This is a genomic window from Pseudomonas sp. Ps21-P2 (assembly GCF_039672565.1).
Taxonomy (GTDB): domain Bacteria; phylum Pseudomonadota; class Gammaproteobacteria; order Pseudomonadales; family Pseudomonadaceae; genus Aquipseudomonas.
Genome location: NZ_JBDFPL010000006.1, coordinates 117,584 through 139,200, shown reverse-complemented (window position 1 = coordinate 139,200; position 21,617 = coordinate 117,584). Strand labels below are relative to the sequence as shown.

Here is a 21,617-nt window from a genome sequence, read left to right as displayed (position 1 = left end):
GTTTAGTGCGCAAGATAAATCTTTGAGATTTTTTCAGAGGGCCGATTACGCGGTTTATCAGATGCTTTCGTGCAGATTTCCACGCAACGCGAGCAGGTCTTTCTGCAGGGCCTTGAGCTGCTCAAGGTTGATGCCGCTGGCGGCCAGAATGCACTGCGGAACGCTTTGGGCTTTTTTGTGCAGCGCCTTGCCTTGCTCGGTCAGGGTCAGCAGCACAACGCGCTCATCTTCCTTGCTGCGGGTCCGGCGGATCAGGCCTTCGACTTCCAGCCGTTTGAGCAGCGGCGTCAGCGAGCCAGGATCGGTGAGCAGACGGGTGCTGACTTCTCCGACGGTCAGGCCGTCGCGCTCCCACAACACCAGCATCGCCAGGTATTGCGGGTAAGTCAGGTTAAGCGCCTGCAGCAACGGCTTGTAGACCTTGGTCATCATTAGCGACGTCGAGTACAGGGCGAAACACAGCTGGATATCCAGCAGCAGTTCGTCGCAACTGCCAGCGCCGGCCGTGTGGGTGGGCTCGTTGGCGTTCATGGGTGTCCCTCGCTCAGTCAGTAATGCCCGGTAATTTAGTGCCCTGATGTTTAATGCACCAGATAATTTCGGTAATCGCCCGGCGCGTGGCTCTCTATCGATCGGAGGTAAACGTTGCTGTTTGCGTCGGTTGGGCATCCTGGATATCGCCAAAGCGGATTTCCTCGACGGCGCTGACTGCGTAGCATGCGCGCTGAAATCGATTCAGAGGATCGCCCGTGATTGTCGATGTATTGATGTACCTGCTGCTGGGCGCCGCCATGGGCACGCTGGGCGGACTGTTCGGCATCGGCGGCGGGCTGGTGGCCATTCCCGCGCTGGGCGTGTTGTTTGGGCTCGATCAGCAACTGGCCCAAGGCACGGCGTTATTGATGGTGCTGCCCAATGTGCTGCTGGCGCTGTGGCGTTACAACCAGCGCAATCGGGTGTCGGTGCGTCATGCGCTGATGCTCATCGTGCCCAGTTTCACGATGTCCTGGCTGACCTCGCTGTGGGCCGTGCGCGTTGATCCGCAAAGCATGCGCCTGGGCTTCGTCGGGTTTCTCGTCGTGCTGACGCTGTTCAACCTGATCCAGATGGTGTGGCGCAAAGGCAGCGCCAGCGCCGAGCTGCGTCACACCCGATGGTTGTGGCTGCTGGGCCTCGGTTCGGGTGTCACCGCCGGGCTGTTCGGCGTTGGCGGCGGGGTGATTGCGACGCCGATTCTGACCGGACTGTTCGGCGCGACCCAGGTGGCGGCCCAGGGCCTGGCGCTGGCACTGGCGGCGCCGAGCACCACGATCACGCTGGCGACCTACGCGTTGCACGGCCACGTCGACTGGCTGATGGGCATTCCGCTGGCGATTGGCGGGCTGGCCAGCATCAGTTGGGGCGTCGCGCTGGCCCACAGTTTACCGGAGCGCGTGCTGCGCTCGCTGTTCTGCGGCTTTCTGGTGATCTGCGCGATCATGCTGTGCTTCAAGCTGTGATCTAACGCAATGAGTACTTGTTACAGCCTGAACCCTTCAGCAATGTGATCGGCCAGGCATTCGGTGATCGGCGATGGGTTATTGGGGTTGCGCAGCAGCACGATGCTCGCCGACGGCAACTGCGGCAGCCCGTGCTGTTCACCCAGCACTTCCAGGTCCGAGGTGATCAGGCTTTGCAGCTGAGCCGTTACTGCCAGTCCTGCGCTGACCACTGCCATGATCGCTGACAGGCTCGCGCTGGTGTAGGCCACCCGGAATTCACGGCCGGACGCCTGCAGCGCGTTGATTGCCCACTGCCGGCAAAAGCAGTCGGTGTTGAACATCGCCAGTGGCATCGGCGTCTGCTCCTGTGGGCAAAAGCCTGCGCCGACGGCCCAGACGAAGCGCTCCTGGCGCAGGATCTGGCCGATTTCCTTGCCCGGCTCACGGGTGACGATGCTTAAATCCAGGTCCTGGCGTTGCAGTAACTGTGACGACGATTCGCAATGCACTTCCACCTGCACCAGCGGATACGCCTGGGCAAAGCGCTGCAGAATCCCCGGCAGAAAGCGCATCACGTAATCATCCGGCGTACCAATCTTCACCGTGCCGACCATGTGCGGCTCGCGCAGGGTGTTGAACACTTCGCTGTGCAATTTCAGGATCCGGCGCGCGTAGCCCAGCAGCACCTGGCCTTCCGCCGTGAAGCTGATGGTGCGGCCGTCTTTGAGAAACAACGGGCGCCGCACCACGTCCTCCTCCAGCCGTTTCATCTGCATGCTCACGGCCGACTGCGTGCGATTCACCACCTCGCCGGCCTTCGTGTAGCCGCCCTCATCGGCGATCGCGACAAAGGTGCGCAACAGCTCGCTGTCGATACTCGGGTAAGTGGTCATGCATCAATCTCCCAGATGCAGTGCATAAGAAACATTCGTTGGATTGATCTTAGGCGCGGCGAGAGAATCTGCCCATCCCCACTGGAGGGCAAGACGATGAAAGGTCAAAAAGGTTACGTACTGGTCGCAAAACCTCTGTCGCGGGAATCCGCGCCGGAACGTTGGTGGAAATCGGCTGTGGCGCAGGTCGCTCGCTGGCGCAAGCTGCATCACCAGCGTGTCGAACTGGCTGCGCTGAGCGATGACGCGCTGAAGGACATGGGCCTGAGTCGGGCGGATGTCTACGAAGAAGTGGAGCGTCCTTTCTGGGATGACCCGATGAAGCACTGACAGAGCAGCGGGTGATCGGTTAGCGTTGGGCACCGCCATGGAGGTCGAAATGCCCGCCGAACCGCCGATCAACCCGCCACTTTCCCTCAAGCACGCGCGCCGTCTGGCGCTGGCCGCCCAAGGTTTTAACAGTCGCCAGCCGCCTGCGACGATCAAGGCGGCGCACGTCACGCAACTGATCCAACGACTCGGCGTGCTGCAGATCGATTCGGTCAATGCGCTGGTGCGATCGCACTACTTGCCGCTGTTTTCCCGGCTCGGCCCTTATTCGCGCACATTGCTGGAGCAGGCGGCGTGGAGCCAGGGTCGGCACCGCAATCTGTTTGAATACTGGGGCCACGAGGCGTCGTTGCTGCCGGTCGAGCTGTACCCGCTGATGCGCTGGCGGATGCAGCGCGCGTCCCAGGGCGAGGGCATTTATCAGCAACTGGCGAAGTTTGGCCGCGAGCAGCAGACCGTTATCGCCCGGGTGTTGCAGACCGTCCGCGAGCAGGGTGCGTTGGGCGCGGGCAGCATCAGCACCCGGCAGGATCGCGCCGGACCCTGGTGGGACTGGAGCGCCGAAAAGCATGCGCTGGAATGGTTGTTTGCAGCGGGTGAGGTGACGGTTGCCGGCCGTCGCGGTTTCGAGCGGCTGTACGATTTGCCCGAGCGGGTTCTGCCGTCGGCGGTCGTCAATCACCCTGACGTCGAGGAGTCCGATGCCCAACGGGGCCTGTTGCTGCATGCCGTCAAAGCGCTGGGCGTGGGTACCGAAAAGGACGTCCGCGATTATTTTCGGCAGGACCCGGCACCGGCCAAGCGCGGGTTGGCGGAGCTGGTGGAGGAGGGCGCGGTTCAGCGGGTTCAGGTGCAGGGCTGGAAGCAACCGGCGTACGCCCTTCCGGGTCTGACCGTGCCGCGCAAGATTGCCGTCAGCGCGTTGCTGTCGCCGTTTGATTCACTGATCTGGGAGCGGGCGCGCACCGAGCGGCTATTCGATTTCCACTACCGGCTGGAGATCTACACCCCGGCGCACAAGCGGGTTTACGGCTATTACGTGCTGCCGTTTCTGCACAACGAACGCATCGCCGCGCGCATCGACTTGCGGGCTGAAAGGGCGGCGGGGCGTCTGGCAGTTCATGGGGTTCACGAAGAGCAACCCGGACTGGATGACGAAGGCATGCACGCCCTCGCATTCCACTTGCGGCAACTGGCCAACTGGCTGGAATTGCCAGATGTGCTGATCAACTGCCAGCGCGCCAGTGCGGCGCGCTTGCGGGAGGCGTTCGTGGCCAGCGGCTTCGATCATCTGTGACGGCAGCTGCCTGATTTTGTAGGACCGGCTTCAGCCGGGAAAGGGCCAGCGCGAGCACCCTCAATTCTAGGGTGTGACATCCGACGCTTTCCCGGCTAAAGCCAGTCCTACAGAAATAGCGCGCCGTTGTGGGACCGGCTTCAGCCGGGAAGGGGCCAGCGCGAGCACCCACAATTCTATGGTGTGACATCCGGCGCGTTCCCGGCTAAAGCCAGTCCTACAGACGCACCAACCCCTTTACCGGCGCACCTGCTTCAACGTCTCGGCAATCAAAAACGCCAGTTCCAGCGACTGATCGGCATTCATCCGTGGATCGCAGTGGGTGTGGTAGCGGTCCGACAAGCCATCTTCGGTAATCGGACGCGCGCCGCCGATGCATTCGGTGACGTTCTGACCGGTCATCTCGATGTGGATGCCACCGGCGTAGGTCCCTTCCGCCTGATGCACCTGAAAGAACTGCTTCACTTCCGCCAGGATCTGGGCGAAGTCGCGGGTCTTGTAACCGCTGCTGGCCTTGATCGTGTTGCCGTGCATCGGGTCCGAACTCCACAGCACCTTCTTGCCTTCGCGCTCCACGGCACGGATCAGCCCCGGCAAATGGTCGCCGACCTTGCTGGCGCCCATGCGCGCAATCAGGTTCAGGCGGCCCGGATCGTTGTCCGGGTTGAGGATATCGATCAGGCGAATCAGGTCATCGGTGTTCATGCTCGGGCCGACCTTGACGCCGATCGGGTTCTTCACGCCGCGCAGGAATTCCACGTGAGCGCCATCCAGTTGCCGCGTGCGGTCGCCAATCCACAGCATGTGCGCCGAGCAATCGTAGAATTCATTGGTCAGGCTGTCGCGGCGAACGAAGGCTTCTTCGAAATTCAGCAGCAGCGCTTCGTGGGCGGTGAAGAAACTGGTTTCGCGCAGCTGCGGCGAGGTGTCCATGCCGCAAGCGCGCATGAACGCCAGGGTCTCGTCGATGCGATCGGCGAGCTGGCTGTATTTGTCCGACAGCGCCGAGTTGGCGATGAAATCCAGGTTCCACTTGTGCACTTGATGCAGGTCGGCGAAACCGCCCTGGGCGAAAGCGCGCAGCAGATTGAGGGTCGCGGTGGACTGGTGATACGCCTGCAGCAGACGATCCGGGTCGGGCACGCGGCTCTTCTCGTCGAAACCGATGCCGTTGACGATGTCGCCGCGATAGGCCGGCAGCGTGATGCCGTCTATTGTCTCGTCGTTGGAAGACCGCGGTTTGGCGAATTGCCCCGCCATGCGCCCGACCTTGACCACCGGGCAGCCGGCGGCAAAGGTCATGACGATCGCCATTTGCAGCAGCACCTTGAAGGTGTCGCGGATTTTTGCAGCGGAAAACTCGAAGAAGCTCTCGGCGCAGTCGCCACCCTGCAGCAGAAAAGCCCGGCCCTCGGTCACCTCGGCAAACTGCCGGCGCAGCTCGCGTGCTTCCCCGGCAAACACCAGCGGGGGATAGCTGGCGAGGGTCTGCTCGACACGGCGAACATGGTCGGCGTCAGGGTATTGAGGTTGCTGCTGGATAGGCAGGTTCCGCCAGCTGTCGGGGCTCCAGGGTTGGCTCATGTTGAACTCGAAGTCAGTGCGATCGGACAGGCATGTTAGCAGCTCACCCCGAGAATTTGCGTGACCTGCGGGGCGCGATTCGCCGACAATCCGCGCTTTTCCGGGGCGCCTATTGCGCCCGTCTGCACCCGAGGTCCGCCGCGCGGCTACGGCGATCGCTGAGTGCGGCGAGGCCGATCCCTGCGGGGGCGATCCCGAATCACTCTGACCATGGGCACGAGAACAGCAATGACCGAGGAACGCGTAGAGCACGTGTTGGCCGAAGTTCACGACGAATTCGGCAAGATCCGTGTACTTGAAGTGGCCGATTACCGCTTCCTGGAGTTCGGTGACGCCATCGAGCAGAGCTGCACGTTCACGGCCGATCCGGCCTGGCTCGAATACGACTACACCCGCGCCATGTTCATTGGCGCCCTGTGCCATCCGGCCCCGGAAAGCGCGCTGTTCATGGGGCTGGGCGCGGGCACGCTGACCCAGGCGTGCCTGAAATTTCTGCCCCTGGACGACGTCGAGGCCATCGAACTGCGCCCTGACGTGCCGCGTCTGGCCATGGAATACATGGGCCTGCAGGACGATCCGCGGTTGTATGTGCGCATCGGCGATGCGCTCGATCTGCTGCCGACCGCCGAAGACGCGGACCTGATCTTCGTCGACCTGTACACCGACACCGGTCCCGCCGTGGGCCATCTGGCCTGGGGGTTTCTCGAGAAATGCCAACAGCGCCTCAACCCCGGCGGCTGGCTGATCATCAATCAGTGGGCGTCGGACGATGGCAAACCTTTGGGCGCGGCGCTGCTGCGCGGTTTGTACCACCGTCATTACTGGGAGCTGCCGGTGAAGGAGGGCAACGTCATCCTCATCGTGCCTGCCGACCTGGACCAGACGCTGGACATCGACGCCCTGACCCTGCGCGCCGAAAACCTCGCGCCGCACCTGGGCTATTCGCTGTTGCCGCTGATCAAGACGCTGCGGCCTGCGACCTGATCAGCAACCCCTGAACAGCGGCGGGCGTTTTTCCAGCAGCGCCTGCAGGCCTTCTTTGGCGTCCTCGCTGTCGAGCACCCGCCGGACCAGCGCCGGCAACGCCTCGGCCGCCACGTTCTCACCTTCGAGCAGCGCCTGACGCGCGGACTCCAGAGTGGTGCGAATCCCCAACGGTGCGCGGTCGGCAATGTGTTGGGCCAGGCGCAGCGCCGAGGGCAGAAGGTCCTCGGGTGCCATCACTTCCTGCACCAGGCCCATGCGGCAGGCTTCGTGGGCGTCGAATTCATCGCCCGTCAAAAGCCAGCGCATGGCATTGCCCCAACCTGCGATCTGGTGCAGCCGCAGAGTCGCGCCGGCGCAGGCAAAAATGCCGCGCTGCACTTCCAGATGGGCGAAGCGGGCATTGCTCGCGCACAAATTGATATCGGACGCGAGCATCAGCTCGATGCCCATTGTCAGGCACCAGCCCTGGGCCGCGACGATCACCGGCTTGCTGACCCGCGGACCGCTCGACAGCCCCCAGGGATCGTGACCGCCGGGCGGCAGCGTCCAGCCCTCTCTCAACGCCGGCCCGGCCTCAACCAGATCGAGCCCGCCGGTGAAATGCTCGCCATGGGCAAACACCACCGCGACCCGTGCCTGGTCGTTACGCTCGAACTCGCCGTAGGCCAGGCTCAGTTGATTGAGCATGTTCAAGTCGAAGGCGTTGCGTTTGGCGACCCGGTCCAGGCCGATGAGCATGATTGCGCCGCGCTGTTCCCGGCTGACGTGGCCTTTGATCGAAGAGGGCATGTCGCTATGTCCTGCAGATGAGGAGAAAGGGAGGGTGGGGTGTCGCACTGTCTGGGTGAATCGTTTAAGCTCTGCTCGCAACCGATACCGGGCACTTGAAAAGTAGACACTGACGCAGCTTTGCGCAAAGCCTGTGACAGTTGGCCGCAAGGGGCTGTTTCGCAAAAAAAATCCTCACTTGTTTCAGCAATTCCGGTATAGTGCGCGCCGGCCTTTCATAGGGCCCTCGTCACGGTTTAGGTTCGCGAAGCCATCTTCTCGAACCGGTTCGGTCACGAACCACCCCATGACGATCCATTCATCAATACGTTTTCGCAAATCCCCGCCGACAAAGCAGCCAGGGTGACTCTAGGGTCTTACACGGCACGCGCAGCTTTGAAGCATGGGTCTTTGCGGATGCACTCAGAGGCAGACCCATGACCCAGGAATCCGGCGGCTTCGCCGCTCTTAACCTTCACCCGACCATTCTTGCAGCTGTTATCGCTACCGGCTACGAAGAGCCTTCGGCCATTCAGCAGCAATCGATCCCGATTATTCTCGCTGGTCACGACATGATCGGTCAGGCGCAGACAGGTACCGGTAAAACCGCCGCCTTCGCTCTGCCCATTCTGAGCCTGATCGACCCGACGAAACGCGAGCCGCAAGCGCTGATCCTCGCGCCGACTCGTGAGCTGGCCCTGCAAGTGGCCACCGCGTTCGAAACCTACGCCAAGCAAATGCCGGGCGTGACCGTTGTGGCTGTCTACGGCGGCGCGCCGATGGGCCCGCAGCTGAAAGCCATTCGTAACGGCGCTCAAATCGTCGTCGCTACCCCGGGCCGTCTGTGCGACCACCTGCGTCGTGACGAGAAAGTCCTGGCGACCGTGAACCACCTGGTTCTCGACGAAGCCGACGAAATGCTCAAGCTGGGCTTCATGGATGACCTCGAAGTCATCTTCAAGGCCATGCCTGAGACGCGTCAGACCGTACTGTTCTCGGCGACCCTGCCGCAGTCGATCCGCGCGATCGCCGAGCGTCACCTGAAAGACCCGAAACACGTCAAGATCCAGAGCAAGACCCAGACCGTCACCGCGATCGAGCAGGCTCACCTGCTGGTTCACGCTGACCAGAAGACCTCTGCCGTTCTGAGCCTGCTGGAAGTCGAAGATTTCGACGCCCTGATCATGTTCGTGCGCACCAAACAGGCCACTCTGGACCTGGCCAGCGCCCTTGAAGCCAAAGGCTACAAGGCTGCTGCGCTGAACGGCGACATCGCCCAGAACCAGCGTGAACGCGTCATCGACTCCCTCAAGGATGGCCGTCTGGACATCGTTGTTGCGACTGACGTTGCTGCCCGTGGTCTGGACGTTCCGCGTATCACTCACGTGTTCAACGTTGATATGCCGTACGACCCGGAAGCCTACGTTCACCGTATCGGCCGTACTGGCCGTGCCGGTCGCGAAGGTCGCGCGCTGTTGCTGGTAACGCCGCGTGAGCGTCGCATGCTGCAAGTGATCGAGCGCATGACTGGTCAGAAAATCGCCGAAGTCCGCCTGCCGGATTCCCAGGCCGTTCTCGATGCCCGCATCAAGAAACTGACCAACAGCCTGTCGCCGCTGGTCGCTGATGCCGAAGCAAGCCATGGCGAATTGCTGGACCGCCTGACTGCCGACATCGGTTGCACCCCGCGTGCCCTGGCCGCTGCTCTGCTGCGCAAGGCCACCAATGGTCAGGCGCTGACCCTGAGCGCGATCGAGAAAGAACGTCCATTGGTGCCGAACAACGCGCCACGTGGTGATCGTCCTGAGCGTCCAGCCGGCGATCGTCCTGATCGTGGCGACCGCGAACGTCGTGCCCCGGTGCCGTTGGCCGAAGGCCGTGCTCGCTGCCGTACCGCGCTGGGTGCCCGTGATGGCATCGCTGCGAAAAACCTGCTGGGCGCCATCCTCAACGAAGGTGGTCTGGCTCGCGAAGCAATCGGTCGCATCCAGGTGCGTGACAGCTTCAGCCTCGTCGAGCTGCCGGAAGACGGCCTCGAGCGCCTGCTGGCCAAGCTGAAAGACACCCGCGTTGCCGGCAAGCAGCTGAAGCTGCGTCGCTATCGCGAGGACTGATCTGCTCTTGAGCTGATCGTCTGAATAAAAAATCCCCGACTGGTTCGGGGATTTTTTTTGTGTTCAAACTGTATGGCCAACAAGTAAATACAGACTGCGTGAATGGGACTGACCGTTAAAGCGACCCGCTCGCCCATGAAAGTCTCTGATGCGTGTCATCTTCAATAGACCGTCATTCGACGTTGCAGGTGAGTTGGCAAATATGGCGGTCATCAAAGAATTTCCTGCCAGCCAACGCCTCAATCGCTAAAGCCTGCTGAGGATTCAGGTTGTAACCTTCGTCGCCACGTTGTGGATTCAACCATCCCATGATGTCGCTCAGGTCGGCATCGCATCCCTCCGGCAGGCTGATTTCAAGCTCCAGCAGTTCGCTCTCTCTGTCGAATACTTCAACGATGTATTTCAAGGTTCAACCTCGCGTGTGCTGTCTGCACTTTTGGTTTGAGTGCCTGTTTCTACGTCGAACTCTCCCAAGTGTTTTCCTCGCTTGTTGTATTTTTCAACTGTCCCGTGCTGGCTGTCCCATTCGAAAATCTCGCCTGCCTGGGTTTTCCACCGTTTGCGCAGACCTCCACCGCCCTTGATCGACGTCTTCCGAGGCGCAACCTTTGCATCGGGAAATGCCGCGAGCTCTTTCGGAGGCGGATGATACCCATGATCCCCATTAAAAGGCCGCGCATACACCACATACATCGACCTCAGCCCCGAATCAGCGGGGAAGACCAGGATGCAGTCTTCTGCGGTGATGTCGTCGCCGGGGAGGCCTTCGAGCTGGCTGTCGGCGTCGTCCGGGATCGGGTGGACGAGAATGGTGCCTAAACGGGCATCGCTGTTTTCAGGGTAGACCAGCGGTTCCAGCGTCCCGTATCGACCTCGGCGGGGCGTCATGAGAATGGTGACGCCGTTGAGATGGGCTTCCATCGCGCTTTTGTCGGCATTCCAGCGGGCTTGCACGGTGCGGACCGAATCGTCGCCGGATGCCTTGGAATGGATGCCGTAAATCTGCAACTCGCCTTCGGCATCACGGCGCAACTGAAAGCGCACCCTTGTGGTCGCCTGAGTCAGGTTGCGCAATTCGTCGTCGGTGTAGAGCGTGCCGTCGCCCATCTTCGCCGGGAGCATGCCCACGATGAAGAGACTCGCCGGTCCGCCGGCTCCGCGAAGCAGCCAAGTGTGGCTGCGTTGCATGATGCCGCCACCGGCCATGCGGCCCAGTCCCATGTCTGCGCCGAGTGCGGCGGCAATGGCGTTGGAGGCGGAGGGCAGCAGCATGGCGCCCGCCATCATGATCGCGCCGAAGTTGGAGGCGGGCTCTACCTCAGTGCCGGCGTCAGTGCTGCACCATTCCCCGGTGCAGGATTTGGCGAAGACCTTGTCCGTGCGCTCCTTCGGGGCCGGCCAGCGCTCTGGCATCGGAGTGGGCACCCGCACGGGTTCGGGAGGCGGATTCCACGCTGCCCACGACGCGCCTCCGTTGGGAAGCGTAGTGCCTTCGAAGATCGAGTTAGCCCAAAAGGGATCTTCTTTATCGTCCTTGAACATGACCTTCCTGATGTCCGCCAATTTAAGGCGGCGCAGGATGCAGGCGGTCCGACGAGTGGTCAACGGTAGGGCGGTTACGGGATGTTGCCGTGCCGACAGGCTTTTGATGTCAGTGGGACCGGCTTTAGCCGGGAAAGCGTCAGATGGCACACCACATAATTGATGTCGACTGAGCTGGCCTCTTCCCGGCTAAAGCCGGTCCCACATGAGTCCGCGTCGTCCGGGCTGGAGCTGCCGTCTGAACTTGAACAGGTAGACGCGTGGGGCGTATCTGGTACGCCGCCATCAAGCTTTGGATCTCTGCGGGACCGGCTTTAGCTGGTAAAGCGTCAGATGGCACACCACATAACTAATGGCGCCTGAGCTGGCCTCTTCCCGGCTAAAGCCAGTGCTACGGAGCTGAATCAGCGCTCCTCAACCAAACCGATAAATGTCCATCCCCAGCGCACCCATGGTGAAGCCCTGGTGCTCAATACTGAATTCCCCGCCCGCCGCCCGCGCGAAATACAGCGGCAGCAGGTGTTCATCCGTCGGGTGATTGCGCGCAGCGTGCGGCGCCTGGTTTCGATAGTCGTGCAGGGCTTCAAGGTCGTCCGCCGCCAGCTTGTCCACCATCCAGTCGCGGAACACCAAGGCCCACGGCGTGATGCTTTCCGGCCCCGCCTGCCAGTCCAGCTCTCGCAAGTTATGGGTGATGCTCCCCGAACCGATCAGCAACGCGCTCTCCTCGCGCAGTCGGTTCAATGCCTGCCCCACCTTCGTCTGCAGGGCAGGGCCCATGCGCGAGGGCAGTGAAACCTGCACGATGGGGATGTCCGCCTGCGGGTACATCAACGACAGCGGCACCCAGACCCCATGGTCGAACGGCCGTTGGGTGTTCATGCGCGCCGGCAGGTCCGCCTCCGCCAACAGTTCCAGCACGCGGTGAGTCAGCTCCGGCATGCCGGGCGCCGGATACTGCACGGCGAAGAGTTCAGGAGGGAAGCCGCCGAAGTCATGCCAGGTCTCCGGCTGGGGATTGCCGTTGACCAGCAGTTCATTGCTTTCCCAGTGCGCCGAGACAATCACGATGGCCTTGGGCCGCGGCAGGGCGGCGGCCAGACGCGCGAGTGCAGGCCCGCTTTCGCCCGGTTCGAGCGCAAGCATAGGCGAGCCGTGGGAAATGAACAGGGTAGGCAGCATTTGCAGTGTCCGGAGCGTATAAGGTGAGTGGCATGATCGGGCAGTACATCCATCTAAATCTAATATAAGTTTTTGTCCGTTTTGATCGGGATATCAGGAGTGTCTATGGAGCCGCGTTTTTGGCATGAGCGCTGGGCGATCAATCAGATCGGTTTCAATCAGGCGTCTGTGAATTCGCACCTGTTGCGCCTGTGGCCAGAGCTCACCGCCATGCCGGGGGAACGCGTGCTGGTGCCGTTGTGCGGCAAAAGCATCGACATGGTCTGGCTGCTCAACCAGGGTTTTCACGTGGTGGGCGCGGAATTGTCTGAGATAGCGGTGGCGGGATTCTTCAGCGAGAACGGCTTGCAGCCGACGCTCGAGGAGCGTGGCGCGCTTAAGCTTTATCGTGCGGAGGGCTGCGAGATCTGGTGCGGCGACTTCTTTGCCCTCAAGCCCGAAGACGTTGGTGACTGCACCGCATTCTACGACCGAGCCGCCCTGATCGCGCTGCCACCGGACTTGCGCTGGCGTTACGTCAAACAGCTCAATAACTTACTGTCGAACGACGCCTGCGGCTTACTGGTGACGCTGGACTATGATCAGTCGCTGATCGCCGGTCCGCCGTTCTCGGTGGATGAGGATGAGGTGCTGCAGCTGTTGTCCCCCGATTGGCGGGTCAAGCGCGTCGGGGATCTGGATGTGCTGGAGCAGGGCGTGAAGTTCAAGCAGGCGGGCGCGACGTCCCTGATGGAATATGCGTATCGGCTGTATCGCCGATAGCACAGCACCAAGAAACGAGCATAAAAGAAAAGGGCGACTTCATGTCGCCCTTTTTCGTTGCAGCTATCACGGAATCAACCGCGGCGACGAAGCGCCTCGATGCGTTCTTCCAGCGGCGGGTGGCTCATGAACAGCCCGGCCAGGCCGTGCTTCAAACCACCGTTGATGCCGAACGCCGTCATGCTCTCAGGCATTTGCACCGGAACGCCCTGTTCCGAACGCAGACGCTGCAGAGCGCTGATCATCGCGCCCGTACCGGCCAGCCGGGCACCGGCGTCGTCGGCGCGGTATTCACGCTTGCGCGAGAACCACATGACGATGGCGCTGGCGAGGAAGCCCAGCACGATTTCGGCAAAGATGGTCGCGATGTAGAACGCGATGCCACGGCCTTCTTCGTTCTTGAAGATCACCTTGTCGACGAAGTTGCCGATGATCCGTGCGAAGAACATGACGAAGGTGTTGACCACGCCCTGGACCAGCGCCAGCGTGACCATGTCGCCGTTGGCCACGTGACCGATCTCGTGAGCCAGCACCGCCTTCACTTCATCGGGCGAAAAGCGCTCCAGCAGGCCCTGACTCACCGCAACCAGCGCGTCGTTCTTGTTCCAGCCGGTGGCAAAGGCGTTGGCCTCGTAGGCGGGGAAAATACCCACTTCCGGCATCTTGATGCCCGCATCGCGGGACAGTTGTTCTACGGTCTGCAGCAGCCATTGCTCATGGCGGGTGCGGGGTTGGGTAATGATCTCGGTGCCCGTGCTCATCTTCGCCATCCACTTGGAGATGAACAGCGAGAACAGCGAACCGGCGAAACCGAACACAGCGCAGAAGATCAGCAGCTGACTGAGGTTCAGATCAACCCCGTTGGCCGCCATGAACCCGTTGAAGCCAAAAAGGCTCAGGGTGATGCTGGCAATCAGCACGACCGCAAGGTTAGTGGCCAAAAACAGCAAAATGCGCATCATGGTTAAGAGTTTCTCCTCAGGAAGAATATGTAACGTACTGCGGGGGTATATAAGGTGATGTCGGAGCGTATTCAACCGGGCGATCATTTCAAACTGTGTCGTTTGCTGTCGCCCCGTCGATAAGAGTCATCGGCGAGAGGGTGAGGGCAGAGCGATTGCGCCTGAATCGGCCGGAGCCGGCTTGCAGGAGGGCACCTGCGAGCCGGCTCCATCAGGTCCGTTACTGCTTGTAAGTCTTCAGAAAATTGCCGATCCGGCCAATGGCCTGTTCCAGGTCATCCACCCGCGGCAGCGTCACCACGCGGAAGTGGTCCGGCCACGGCCAGTTGAATGCCGTACCCTGAACGATCAGCAGTTTTTCCGAGAGCAACAGGTCCAGCGCGAACTTCTCGTCGTTGTGGATCGGGCAGACTTTCGGGTCAATGCGCGGGAAGGCGTACAACGCGCCCATCGGTTTCACGCAACTGACGCCCGGGATGTCGTTGAGCAATTCCCAGGTCCGGTTGCGCTGTTCCAGCAAGCGGCCCGGCGGCAGGATCAGGTCATTGATGCTCTGATAGCCACCCAGGGCGGTCTGGATCGCGTGCTGGCTGGGCACGTTGGCACACAGCCGCATGTTTGCCAGGATATCGATGCCTTCGATATAGCTGACTGCGTTGTGCTTGGGCCCGGAAATGGCGATCCAGCCCGAACGGAAACCCGCCACGCGGTAGGATTTCGACAGCCCGTTGAAGGTCAGGCACAACAAGTCTGGAGCCAGAGACGCGGTGCAGATGTGCACGGCGTCGTCGTAAAGAATCTTGTCGTAGATTTCGTCGGAGAAGACCACCAGATTGTGCTGACGGGCAATCTCCAGCATCCCCAGCAACACTTCACGGGAATAGACGGCGCCGGTCGGGTTGTTCGGGTTGATGATCACCATGGCCTTGGTGTTCGGCGTGATCTTGGCCTTCATGTCTTCCAGATCAGGCCACCAGTTGGCCTGCTCGTCGCACAGATAATGCACCGGGTTGCCACCGGACAATGCCACGGCTGCGGTCCACAGCGGGTAGTCCGGCGCCGGCACCAGTACTTCGTCGCCGTTATTGAGCAAGGCCTGCATCGACATCACGATCAGTTCCGAGACGCCATTGCCCAGATAGATGTCTTCGATGCCGACACCTTCGACCTGCTTCTGCTGGTAGTACTGCATCACCGCCTTGCGCGCGCTGAACAGACCTTTCGAATCGCTGTATCCCTGAGCCATGGGCAGGTTGCGGATCACGTCCTGCAGGATTTCGTCCGGCGCCTCGAAACCAAACGGCGCCGGGTTGCCGATGTTCAGCTTGAGGATGCGATGGCCTTCCTCTTCCAGGCGCTTGGCGTGCTTGAGCACCGGCCCGCGAATGTCGTAGCAGACGTTGGCGAGCTTGTTCGATTTGCTGAACTGCATGGTGATTGGTCCCGAAAAGAGACGGCCCGCTGTGTGAAGAAGCGCAGACCGCTGAGCATGACGCCATCAAAATGGGTTTGTACGCGAGAAACGCGGGTGACAGACTGGCGTCCAACGAAGGCGCAATCATACGTGCCACCCGATCCGTGGAAAAGACACAGATCGGGCTTTTTCATGTACGGAGGTCTACCCGTGGCTAAGCTGGATAAAACCCTTGAAGAATGGAAAGCGATGCTCGATCCGGAGCAGTACAACGTCTGCCGGCTGAAGGGCACTGAGCGTCCATTCAGTGGCAAATACAACGAGACCAAGACCGACGGCATTTACCATTGCATCTGCTGCAACGAGCCCCTGTTCGATTCGAAGACCAAGTTCGATTCGGGTTGCGGCTGGCCGAGCTTCTACGCGCCGCTTGAAGGGAGTGCAGTGGTCGAAGAGCGCGACGTCAGTCACGGCATGATCCGCACCGAAGTGGTCTGCAGCAAATGCGATGCTCACCTCGGCCACGTGTTCCCGGACGGTCCGCCGCCCACCGGTCTGCGCTATTGCATCAACTCCGTGTGCCTGGACCTGGTGCCGCGCAGCGCCTGATGCAGGCTTATCACCGGCAACAATGGGATAGCGCGCCGGACAATGGCGCGCTAGCTTGGCGGTTTACAATTTCGAGGCATCGCCATGAGCGACGAACTGCTGAACATTCCAGTGCAAACGATCAAGGGCGAGCAAAAGACCCTGGCTGATTTCGGCGGCAAGGCGGTATTGGTGGTGAACACCGCCAGCAAGTGCGGTTTCACCCCGCAATACAAGGGCCTTGAGGAGTTGTGGCAGGGCTACAAGGATCGCGGGCTGGTGGTGCTGGGCTTTCCGTGCAACCAGTTCGGCAAGCAGGAGCCGGGCAACGAAGGCGCGATTTCCGACTTTTGCGAACTGAACTACGGGGTGAGCTTTCCGCTGTTCAAGAAGATCGACGTCAACGGCAGCCACGCCCACCCTCTGTTCGTGCAGCTCAAGAAGCGCGCGCCGGGGCTGCTGGGTTCGGAAGGCATCAAGTGGAACTTCACCAAGTTTCTGGTGGGCCGTGACGGCAAGCTGGTCAAGCGTTATGCCCCATTGACCAAGCCGGAAGACATCAAGGCCGACATCGAAGCGCTGTTGAAAGAACACGCGACCAGTTGATCGAAGCAGCCTTTAATGCGGCTGTTCCACGGGGATCCACTGATCCAGCAATGCCATCAATTCCTCGCGACGAAACGGCTTGGCCAGGTAGTCGCTCATGCCCGCGGCTTTGCAGTGTTCGCGTTCTTCCGGCATCGCGTTGGCCGTTAGCGCGATGATCGGCAGATCCGACCAGCGCCCGATTTCCCGGATTCGTCGGGTGGCGTCGTAGCCGTTCATTACTGGCATGTTGCAGTCCATCAGCACCAGATCGAATTGGTCCTGCTCGAGTTGCTGCAGCGCCTCGGCGCCATTGCTGCTGATGACCACATCGCAGCCGAGCTTGCCGAGCATGCCCTTCGCCACCAGTTGATTAACCGGGTTGTCCTCCACCAGCAAAATACGCGCCCGATGGGTGGGTGAGGGGCCACCCTGTTCGTGGCTGATACCTGCCTGACCGTCGGCATCCAGAATGCGCTCAAGGCTCTGATGCAGGACGTTGCGCGGCAACGGCCGCGCCTGCTGCTGCAGCGGTGCCAGGATCGCAACCTGCTCGCCGGGCATGAAATTGCCGTACGCCGTCACCAGCAACACCGGCACCGTGCACGCTTCGCGGATCGCCACCAGGCATTGCGGGCAATCGGTGATTAGCAGGTCGGCGTCGGCGTCGGGTGGCGCGCCTTCTGCCAGCGGCTGACAGGTAACGCCCCATTCCGGCAGCAGTCCGCTGAGCATTTCCAGCAAACCGCTGCCTGTGTCGCTGGCCACCAGTACCTTGCCCTTCAGCAACGGCCATTGCAGCGGGGGCGTGTGTGCCGGCAGCGGCAGGTCCACACGAAAGCGGCTGCCGACGCCGACAGCGGACTCGATACTCAATTGCCCGTTCATGGCATCGGTCAGGTTGTGGGTCAGGGTCAGTCCCAGGCCGGTCCCGCCGTACTGCCGGGTGATTGCGGCTTCGGCCTGGGTAAACGGCTGGAAGATTTTCGCCTGAGCGTCCTGCGCGATGCCGATGCCGGTGTCGCAGACCTCGATGCGCACGTGGCCGCCGTGCTGACTGAGGCGCACGTCCACGCGGCCGGCTCGGGTGAACTTCAGCGCGTTCGAGAGCAGATTGCTGACGATCTGCCGCACCCGGGTCGGGTCACCCAGCACGGACGCCGGAAAGCGCGGGTCGATCAGGCAGGTCAGCTCGACATTCGGCGCCGCGTTTTGCGACAGCAGGCTGGCGGTGTCTTCGATCAAGGCGGCGAGATCGAACGGAATGCGCTCAAGCTCTACCTGGCCGGCGTCGAATTTCGACAGGTCGAGAATGTCGTTGAGCAGTTCGACCAGCACCTTGCCCGAGTCGTGGGCGATGGACAGCTGCTGGCGCTGTTCCGCACTCAGCGGGCCATCGAGCGACAGCGCCAGCATGCCCAACAAGCCATTGAGCGGCGTGCGGATTTCATGGCTCATGTGGGCCAGAAACGCCGAGCGCGCGTGGGCCATGTCTAGCGCGGTACTGCGCGCGATCTGCAGTTCTTCGTTGGACTGACTGAGCCGGGCGTTGCTGGCTTCGAGCTGATTGGTGCGCGCGGAGACGATGTCTTCCAGCTCGTTGAGATGATCGGTGAGCCGGTTTTCCGCCTCCCGCCGCCGTGCGAACTCACTGGCCACGCTCTCGAACTGCCGATTGGTGACCGCCACCAGCACGCCGATTTCGTCTTGCTCATGGCCGCGCGGGCAGGGCACTGGCGGCTGAACGGGGCTGCGCGGATCCCGTTCGGACAGCGCACGGATCATGCCCGTCAGCGGTTTGGTGAGGGTGAAGTAAAACAGCGCCAGCAACAGGCCGGCCAGCACCAGGCTGCGCACGAAGCCGTTGACCAGGGTAATCACGGCCCGCTGCAGGAAATGGCTGCCGAATGCGAAGGTGTCGACGTCCAGGTGCAAGGTGCCGATCGACTCGTCAGGCATGTGGTCCAGATGCAGCATGTCTTCGAACTGCCGACTCCCGCCGAACAGGAAATCACTGACCATCCGGTAAGCGCTGTTCGCCAAGGGTCGAGACACGGCAGCGAGCTGAACGTTGTTGTTATCGGTCAGCCGCGCGCCGACCACGGCCGGGGAGTGCAGCAGGCCGAGGGTCAGCTCTTGCGCCAGTTCTGCGTCCAGGTTGTACGCAATACGCGAGGCGGGGTTGTGGCTGATTTGCAGCAAGGAGCGAATTTCACGATCGATGGACGCGTCTTCGCTGGCATAATCGAGGGCAATTTGAAACAGGCTGAGCAGCGTGCCCAATACAAAGCCGATCAGCACAGTCAAACGGGCCTGTTTGAATGACAGCCGGTGGGTGATCGGTATATCCATAAAGGCACTGTCACTTCTTGTGTCCGTCGCATGGCAAGCATAGCCGATCGCGGCCGGGCTTTAACCCGTTAAATCAAGGAGAAACCGTGGATTCTCGATTGAACGCATTTCTGGAGCGCGCCGAGTCGGTACTGGCGCGTCTCGAACCTCTGTTGCCGGCGGTGCGTCAGCCCGTCGATTGGGAGACGACGCTGGCCGCGCGCTGGGTGCACGAAGGCCGCGGCGGTTACCTGATGCCGCTGGAAGTCACGCTGGACATGCGCCTGTCCGACCTCATCGGCGTCGACCGCCAGCGCGAGCAACTGGGCCGCAATACCCAGCAGTTCATCGACGGCCTGCCTGCCAACCATGCGCTGCTCTGGGGATCCCGTGGCACGGGCAAGTCGTCGCTGGTCCGCGCCTTGCTGGCCGAGCACGCCAAAGCCGGTCTGCGCCTGATCGAGATCGAGCGCGATCATCTGGGCGATCTGCCGCGTGTGGTCGAGCAACTGCAGAAGTTGCCCCAGCGCTTCGTACTGTTCTGCGATGACCTGTCGTTCGAATCCGGTGAAGGCGACTACCGGGTGCTCAAAAGCGTGCTCGACGGTTCGCTGGAGCAAGCGCCGGACAACGTCCTGCTGTACGCCACGTCCAACCGCCGTCATCTGGTGCCGGAGAAGGAGAGCGATAACGCTCACTGGCAGCGTGGTGACGACGGCGAGATTCACCCGAGCGAAGCGGTCGAGGACAAAATTGCGTTGTCGGACCGCTTCGGGCTCTGGCTTTCGTTTTATCCCTTCACCCAGGAGCATTTCCTGGATGTGGTGGAACACTGGATTGGCGAGCTCGCGACCAAGGCCGGTCTGCAATGGCAGCGCGATGAAGCGCTTGAGATCCACGCCGTGCGCTGGGCGACCGGCCGTGGCAACCGCAACGGTCGTTGCGCGTATCAGTTCGCCCGTTATTGGGTAGGTTTGAAAATGCTGGAGCAAGACGCATGATCGATTTGAATTCTGCAGGGGAGGGCCTTGATGGCTACCGCCTGCTGGCTGCACAACTGGAATCCCTGCTGGCCGACGAGCGCGACTTCATCGCCAATGCGGCGCAGTTTTCGGCTTTCCTTTATAGCCAGCTCGACGACTTGAACTGGGCAGGCTTCTACCTCAATCGCAACGAAGAGCTGGTGCTGGGTCCGTTCCAGGGCCAGATCGCCTGCGTGCGCATTCCGTTCGGCAAGGGCGTCTGCGGCACGGCGGCACAGAGCCGCGAAACCCAGCGCGTGCACGATGTCCATGAGTTTCCCGGACACATCGCCTGCGACAGTGCTTCCAATAGCGAGGTGGTGGTGCCTTTGATAAAGGACGGAAAGCTGATTGGCGTTCTGGATCTGGACAGCCCGAGTGTCGGGCGCTTCAGCGAGGAAGATCAGGCGGGGATTGAGCGGCTGGCGGCGATTTTCCTGAAATCAACCGATTGCTGAGATGAGGTCCTGACGCACCGTGTTGCGCGGGGCGTCAGGCATCAGCCATCAGTCGTAGATGGCTTTCTTTTTCCACTCGGCGTCGGCGTCCACGACCTTCAAGCCTTCGGTCAGCTCGTTATTGTCGTCTTCAGTCGGTGCAATGGTGTCCAGTACCATGGAGTTGGCCTTGGCCAGTTGCCGTTCCATGGCCTGCAAGTGGGCTTTCCACGGCGCGGGCTCAGGCTGATTTTTCAGGTATTGAACGCCGCGCTCAAAGGCCAGACGGGCCTGGCCAGGCTGCTCCTGACTCATCGCGTGCTGGCCCAGGTTGTTGAAGAACTCGATGTGCAGCAGCACCAGCAAATTGCGGATCTCGCGAATCCAGTGCTTGGCTTCAGCCGTTTGCAGGAAACCATCGTGGGCCGCTCGCGTGACCTGGCCGTGCATGGCTTCTAACAGAAAGCGCACGTCCTTGGCCTTGGCTTCGGTCTGAATCGGGCTCGCCGGGTTGCTGACCGTGATCGCGTCACCCTGGGCCACCAGCGCTTCCAGTTCAGCCTGGCGTTCCTGAAGGTTCGGGTTGTTCCTTTTTTCCAGAGCGAGCAGGCGCTTGACCACGTTCAGCTCCAGGCGCACCAGCAGCAGCTTGAGCGCCGGTGTCATCAGCTGACCGGGGAAGGTTTCCGACAGCTCGCTGCAGCGACGCAACCGATCATTGAGCTCGACCATGCTTCGCGCGCGCTCGACCTTTTTGCCTTCTGCGACATGATTCAGATAGCCCACCGCAATGAGGAGCACGATGCCTGCTACAACCAAGAAGGTGATAAAGAGTGGTGTCACCGCACAAGCCTCAGTCAAGTAATTTGCGCGAGTGTAGTGGCTATCCACTATCGCGGGAAGGTGGTCCTGTCACTCCGCCTGATATTCCCCATCGCGGCTGACACGTGTGTATCGGCCGTCCATTGCCTAAATAGAGGGCGAAGTCATTGATTTGAATATATTTTCACTGAGGGGTTGACGACCCCTATATCCATCCATAGAATGCGCGCCACTTGCAGCGTAAAGCACACAGCAGAGCGTAGCAGGGAGTGAATGTTGTAGCGTGTCCCCTTCGTCTAGTGGCCTAGGACACCGCCCTTTCACGGCGGTAACAGGGGTTCGAGTCCCCTAGGGGACGCCATTGCGGGAATAGCTCAGTTGGTAGAGCACGACCTTGCCAAGGTCGGGGTCGCGAGTTCGAGTCTCGTTTCCCGCTCCATTTTTAAGCAGCTTTGCTTTCGGGCGAAGTTGAGTGAAACCAGAAAGCGTCTTCGGATGTGTTTCTGGAACTGGAAC

At 61.1% G+C, this 21,617-nt stretch carries 21 protein-coding genes and 2 tRNA genes; 12 read left to right on the top strand and 11 right to left on the bottom strand.

Features of this window, described 5'->3' with window-relative positions; all coding sequences use genetic code 11:
* Positions 1 to 57: 57 nt before the first annotated feature.
* A complete protein-coding gene (locus ABEH28_RS16545; protein ID WP_346630575.1) occupies positions 58 to 531 on the bottom strand; it encodes a MarR family transcriptional regulator in 474 nt (157 codons plus the stop codon).
* 221 nt (positions 532 to 752) lie between these two features.
* On the opposite strand from ABEH28_RS16545, the gene ABEH28_RS16540 reads away from it, so the two are divergent.
* Positions 753 to 1,499 carry a sulfite exporter TauE/SafE family protein gene (locus ABEH28_RS16540; protein ID WP_346630704.1) on the top strand — a complete coding sequence of 249 codons (747 nt, stop codon included), beginning with the start codon at positions 753 to 755 and terminating at the stop codon, positions 1,497 to 1,499.
* A gap of 20 nt (positions 1,500 to 1,519) precedes the next feature.
* On the opposite strand, the gene ABEH28_RS16535 is transcribed toward ABEH28_RS16540, so the two are convergent.
* Entirely contained in the window at positions 1,520 to 2,374 is an 855-nt protein-coding gene (locus ABEH28_RS16535; protein ID WP_065993052.1) for a LysR substrate-binding domain-containing protein, read from the bottom strand.
* A 96-nt stretch (positions 2,375 to 2,470) separates the two neighbouring features.
* On the opposite strand from ABEH28_RS16535, the gene ABEH28_RS16530 reads away from it, so the two are divergent.
* Together ABEH28_RS16530 and ABEH28_RS16525 are read left to right on the top strand one after the other, a co-directional pair.
* The gene (locus ABEH28_RS16530) at positions 2,471 to 2,704 is read left to right on the top strand and encodes a DUF1127 domain-containing protein (protein ID WP_346630574.1); all 234 of its coding nucleotides are present in this window, start codon (positions 2,471 to 2,473) and stop codon (positions 2,702 to 2,704) included.
* Positions 2,705 to 2,753: 49 nt separating this feature from the next.
* Complete coding sequence (locus ABEH28_RS16525; RefSeq protein ID WP_346630573.1) at positions 2,754 to 4,001, top strand: winged helix-turn-helix domain-containing protein; 1,248 nt, start codon at positions 2,754 to 2,756, stop codon at positions 3,999 to 4,001.
* Between the two features lie 237 nt (positions 4,002 to 4,238).
* On the opposite strand, the gene ABEH28_RS16520 is transcribed toward ABEH28_RS16525, so the two are convergent.
* Positions 4,239 to 5,585 carry a 3-deoxy-7-phosphoheptulonate synthase class II gene (locus tag ABEH28_RS16520; protein ID WP_346630572.1) on the bottom strand — a complete coding sequence of 449 codons (1,347 nt, stop codon included), beginning with the start codon at positions 5,583 to 5,585 and terminating at the stop codon, positions 4,239 to 4,241.
* Positions 5,586 to 5,813: 228 nt separating this feature from the next.
* Between ABEH28_RS16520 and ABEH28_RS16515 the strand changes: the two genes are divergently transcribed.
* The gene (locus ABEH28_RS16515) at positions 5,814 to 6,569 is read left to right on the top strand and encodes a spermidine synthase (protein WP_192172778.1); all 756 of its coding nucleotides are present in this window, start codon (positions 5,814 to 5,816) and stop codon (positions 6,567 to 6,569) included.
* Here the strand turns inward: ABEH28_RS16515 and ABEH28_RS16510 are convergent, their stop codons facing one another.
* The gene (locus ABEH28_RS16510; RefSeq protein WP_346630571.1) at positions 6,570 to 7,361 is read right to left on the bottom strand and encodes a crotonase/enoyl-CoA hydratase family protein; all 792 of its coding nucleotides are present in this window, start codon (positions 7,359 to 7,361) and stop codon (positions 6,570 to 6,572) included.
* Between the two features lie 416 nt (positions 7,362 to 7,777).
* Here ABEH28_RS16510 and ABEH28_RS16505 point away from each other — a divergent pair, with 416 nt between their 5' ends.
* A complete protein-coding gene (locus ABEH28_RS16505) occupies positions 7,778 to 9,454 on the top strand; it encodes a DEAD/DEAH box helicase (protein WP_192172776.1) in 1,677 nt (558 codons plus the stop codon).
* A gap of 172 nt (positions 9,455 to 9,626) precedes the next feature.
* Here ABEH28_RS16505 and ABEH28_RS16500 read toward each other — a convergent pair whose 3' ends face one another.
* From ABEH28_RS16500 to ABEH28_RS16490, 3 genes are all read right to left on the bottom strand, one after another.
* A complete protein-coding gene (locus ABEH28_RS16500; protein ID WP_346630570.1) occupies positions 9,627 to 9,860 on the bottom strand; it encodes a hypothetical protein in 234 nt (77 codons plus the stop codon).
* The gene (locus ABEH28_RS16495; RefSeq protein ID WP_192172774.1) at positions 9,857 to 10,996 is read right to left on the bottom strand and encodes a colicin E3/pyocin S6 family cytotoxin; all 1,140 of its coding nucleotides are present in this window, start codon (positions 10,994 to 10,996) and stop codon (positions 9,857 to 9,859) included. The genes ABEH28_RS16500 and ABEH28_RS16495 overlap by 4 nt, the downstream gene beginning before the upstream one ends.
* Positions 10,997 to 11,410: 414 nt before the next feature.
* Complete coding sequence (locus ABEH28_RS16490; RefSeq protein ID WP_192172773.1) at positions 11,411 to 12,178, bottom strand: class III extradiol ring-cleavage dioxygenase; 768 nt, start codon at positions 12,176 to 12,178, stop codon at positions 11,411 to 11,413.
* Between the two features lie 105 nt (positions 12,179 to 12,283).
* On the opposite strand from ABEH28_RS16490, the gene ABEH28_RS16485 reads away from it, so the two are divergent.
* Entirely contained in the window at positions 12,284 to 12,940 is a 657-nt protein-coding gene (locus ABEH28_RS16485) for a thiopurine S-methyltransferase (protein WP_192172772.1), read from the top strand.
* A gap of 74 nt (positions 12,941 to 13,014) precedes the next feature.
* On the opposite strand, the gene htpX is transcribed toward ABEH28_RS16485, so the two are convergent.
* Together htpX and ABEH28_RS16475 are read right to left on the bottom strand one after the other, a co-directional pair.
* Positions 13,015 to 13,902 carry a protease HtpX gene (gene htpX / locus ABEH28_RS16480; RefSeq protein WP_265388907.1) on the bottom strand — a complete coding sequence of 296 codons (888 nt, stop codon included), beginning with the start codon at positions 13,900 to 13,902 and terminating at the stop codon, positions 13,015 to 13,017.
* Between the two features lie 220 nt (positions 13,903 to 14,122).
* Positions 14,123 to 15,334, bottom strand: coding sequence for a pyridoxal phosphate-dependent aminotransferase (locus ABEH28_RS16475; protein ID WP_065993069.1), 1,212 nt, complete (start codon positions 15,332 to 15,334; stop codon positions 14,123 to 14,125).
* Positions 15,335 to 15,526: 192 nt separating this feature from the next.
* On the opposite strand from ABEH28_RS16475, the gene msrB reads away from it, so the two are divergent.
* Positions 15,527 to 15,925, top strand: coding sequence for a peptide-methionine (R)-S-oxide reductase MsrB (gene msrB, locus ABEH28_RS16470; protein WP_346630569.1), 399 nt, complete (start codon positions 15,527 to 15,529; stop codon positions 15,923 to 15,925).
* An 84-nt stretch (positions 15,926 to 16,009) separates the two neighbouring features.
* Positions 16,010 to 16,510, top strand: coding sequence for a glutathione peroxidase (locus ABEH28_RS16465; protein ID WP_346630568.1), 501 nt, complete (start codon positions 16,010 to 16,012; stop codon positions 16,508 to 16,510).
* A 12-nt stretch (positions 16,511 to 16,522) separates the two neighbouring features.
* Here the strand turns inward: ABEH28_RS16465 and ABEH28_RS16460 are convergent, their stop codons facing one another.
* The gene (locus tag ABEH28_RS16460) at positions 16,523 to 18,841 is read right to left on the bottom strand and encodes an ATP-binding protein (RefSeq protein WP_346630567.1); all 2,319 of its coding nucleotides are present in this window, start codon (positions 18,839 to 18,841) and stop codon (positions 16,523 to 16,525) included.
* Between the two features lie 86 nt (positions 18,842 to 18,927).
* On the opposite strand from ABEH28_RS16460, the gene ABEH28_RS16455 reads away from it, so the two are divergent.
* Together ABEH28_RS16455 and ABEH28_RS16450 are read left to right on the top strand one after the other, a co-directional pair.
* Positions 18,928 to 19,821 carry an ATP-binding protein gene (locus tag ABEH28_RS16455; RefSeq protein WP_282367379.1) on the top strand — a complete coding sequence of 298 codons (894 nt, stop codon included), beginning with the start codon at positions 18,928 to 18,930 and terminating at the stop codon, positions 19,819 to 19,821.
* A complete protein-coding gene (locus tag ABEH28_RS16450) occupies positions 19,818 to 20,300 on the top strand; it encodes a GAF domain-containing protein (RefSeq protein WP_122535595.1) in 483 nt (160 codons plus the stop codon). The genes ABEH28_RS16455 and ABEH28_RS16450 overlap by 4 nt, the downstream gene beginning before the upstream one ends.
* A 48-nt stretch (positions 20,301 to 20,348) precedes the next feature.
* Here the strand turns inward: ABEH28_RS16450 and ABEH28_RS16445 are convergent, their stop codons facing one another.
* On the bottom strand, positions 20,349 to 21,122 hold the full coding sequence (locus ABEH28_RS16445) for a hypothetical protein (protein WP_192172765.1): 774 nt from the start codon (positions 21,120 to 21,122) through the stop codon (positions 20,349 to 20,351).
* 264 nt (positions 21,123 to 21,386) lie between these two features.
* On the opposite strand from ABEH28_RS16445, the gene ABEH28_RS16440 reads away from it, so the two are divergent.
* Positions 21,387 to 21,462: transfer RNA gene (locus ABEH28_RS16440), tRNA-Glu, on the top strand.
* A 2-nt stretch (positions 21,463 to 21,464) separates the two neighbouring features.
* Positions 21,465 to 21,540: transfer RNA gene (locus tag ABEH28_RS16435), tRNA-Gly, on the top strand.
* Positions 21,541 to 21,617: the final 77 nt, after the last annotated feature.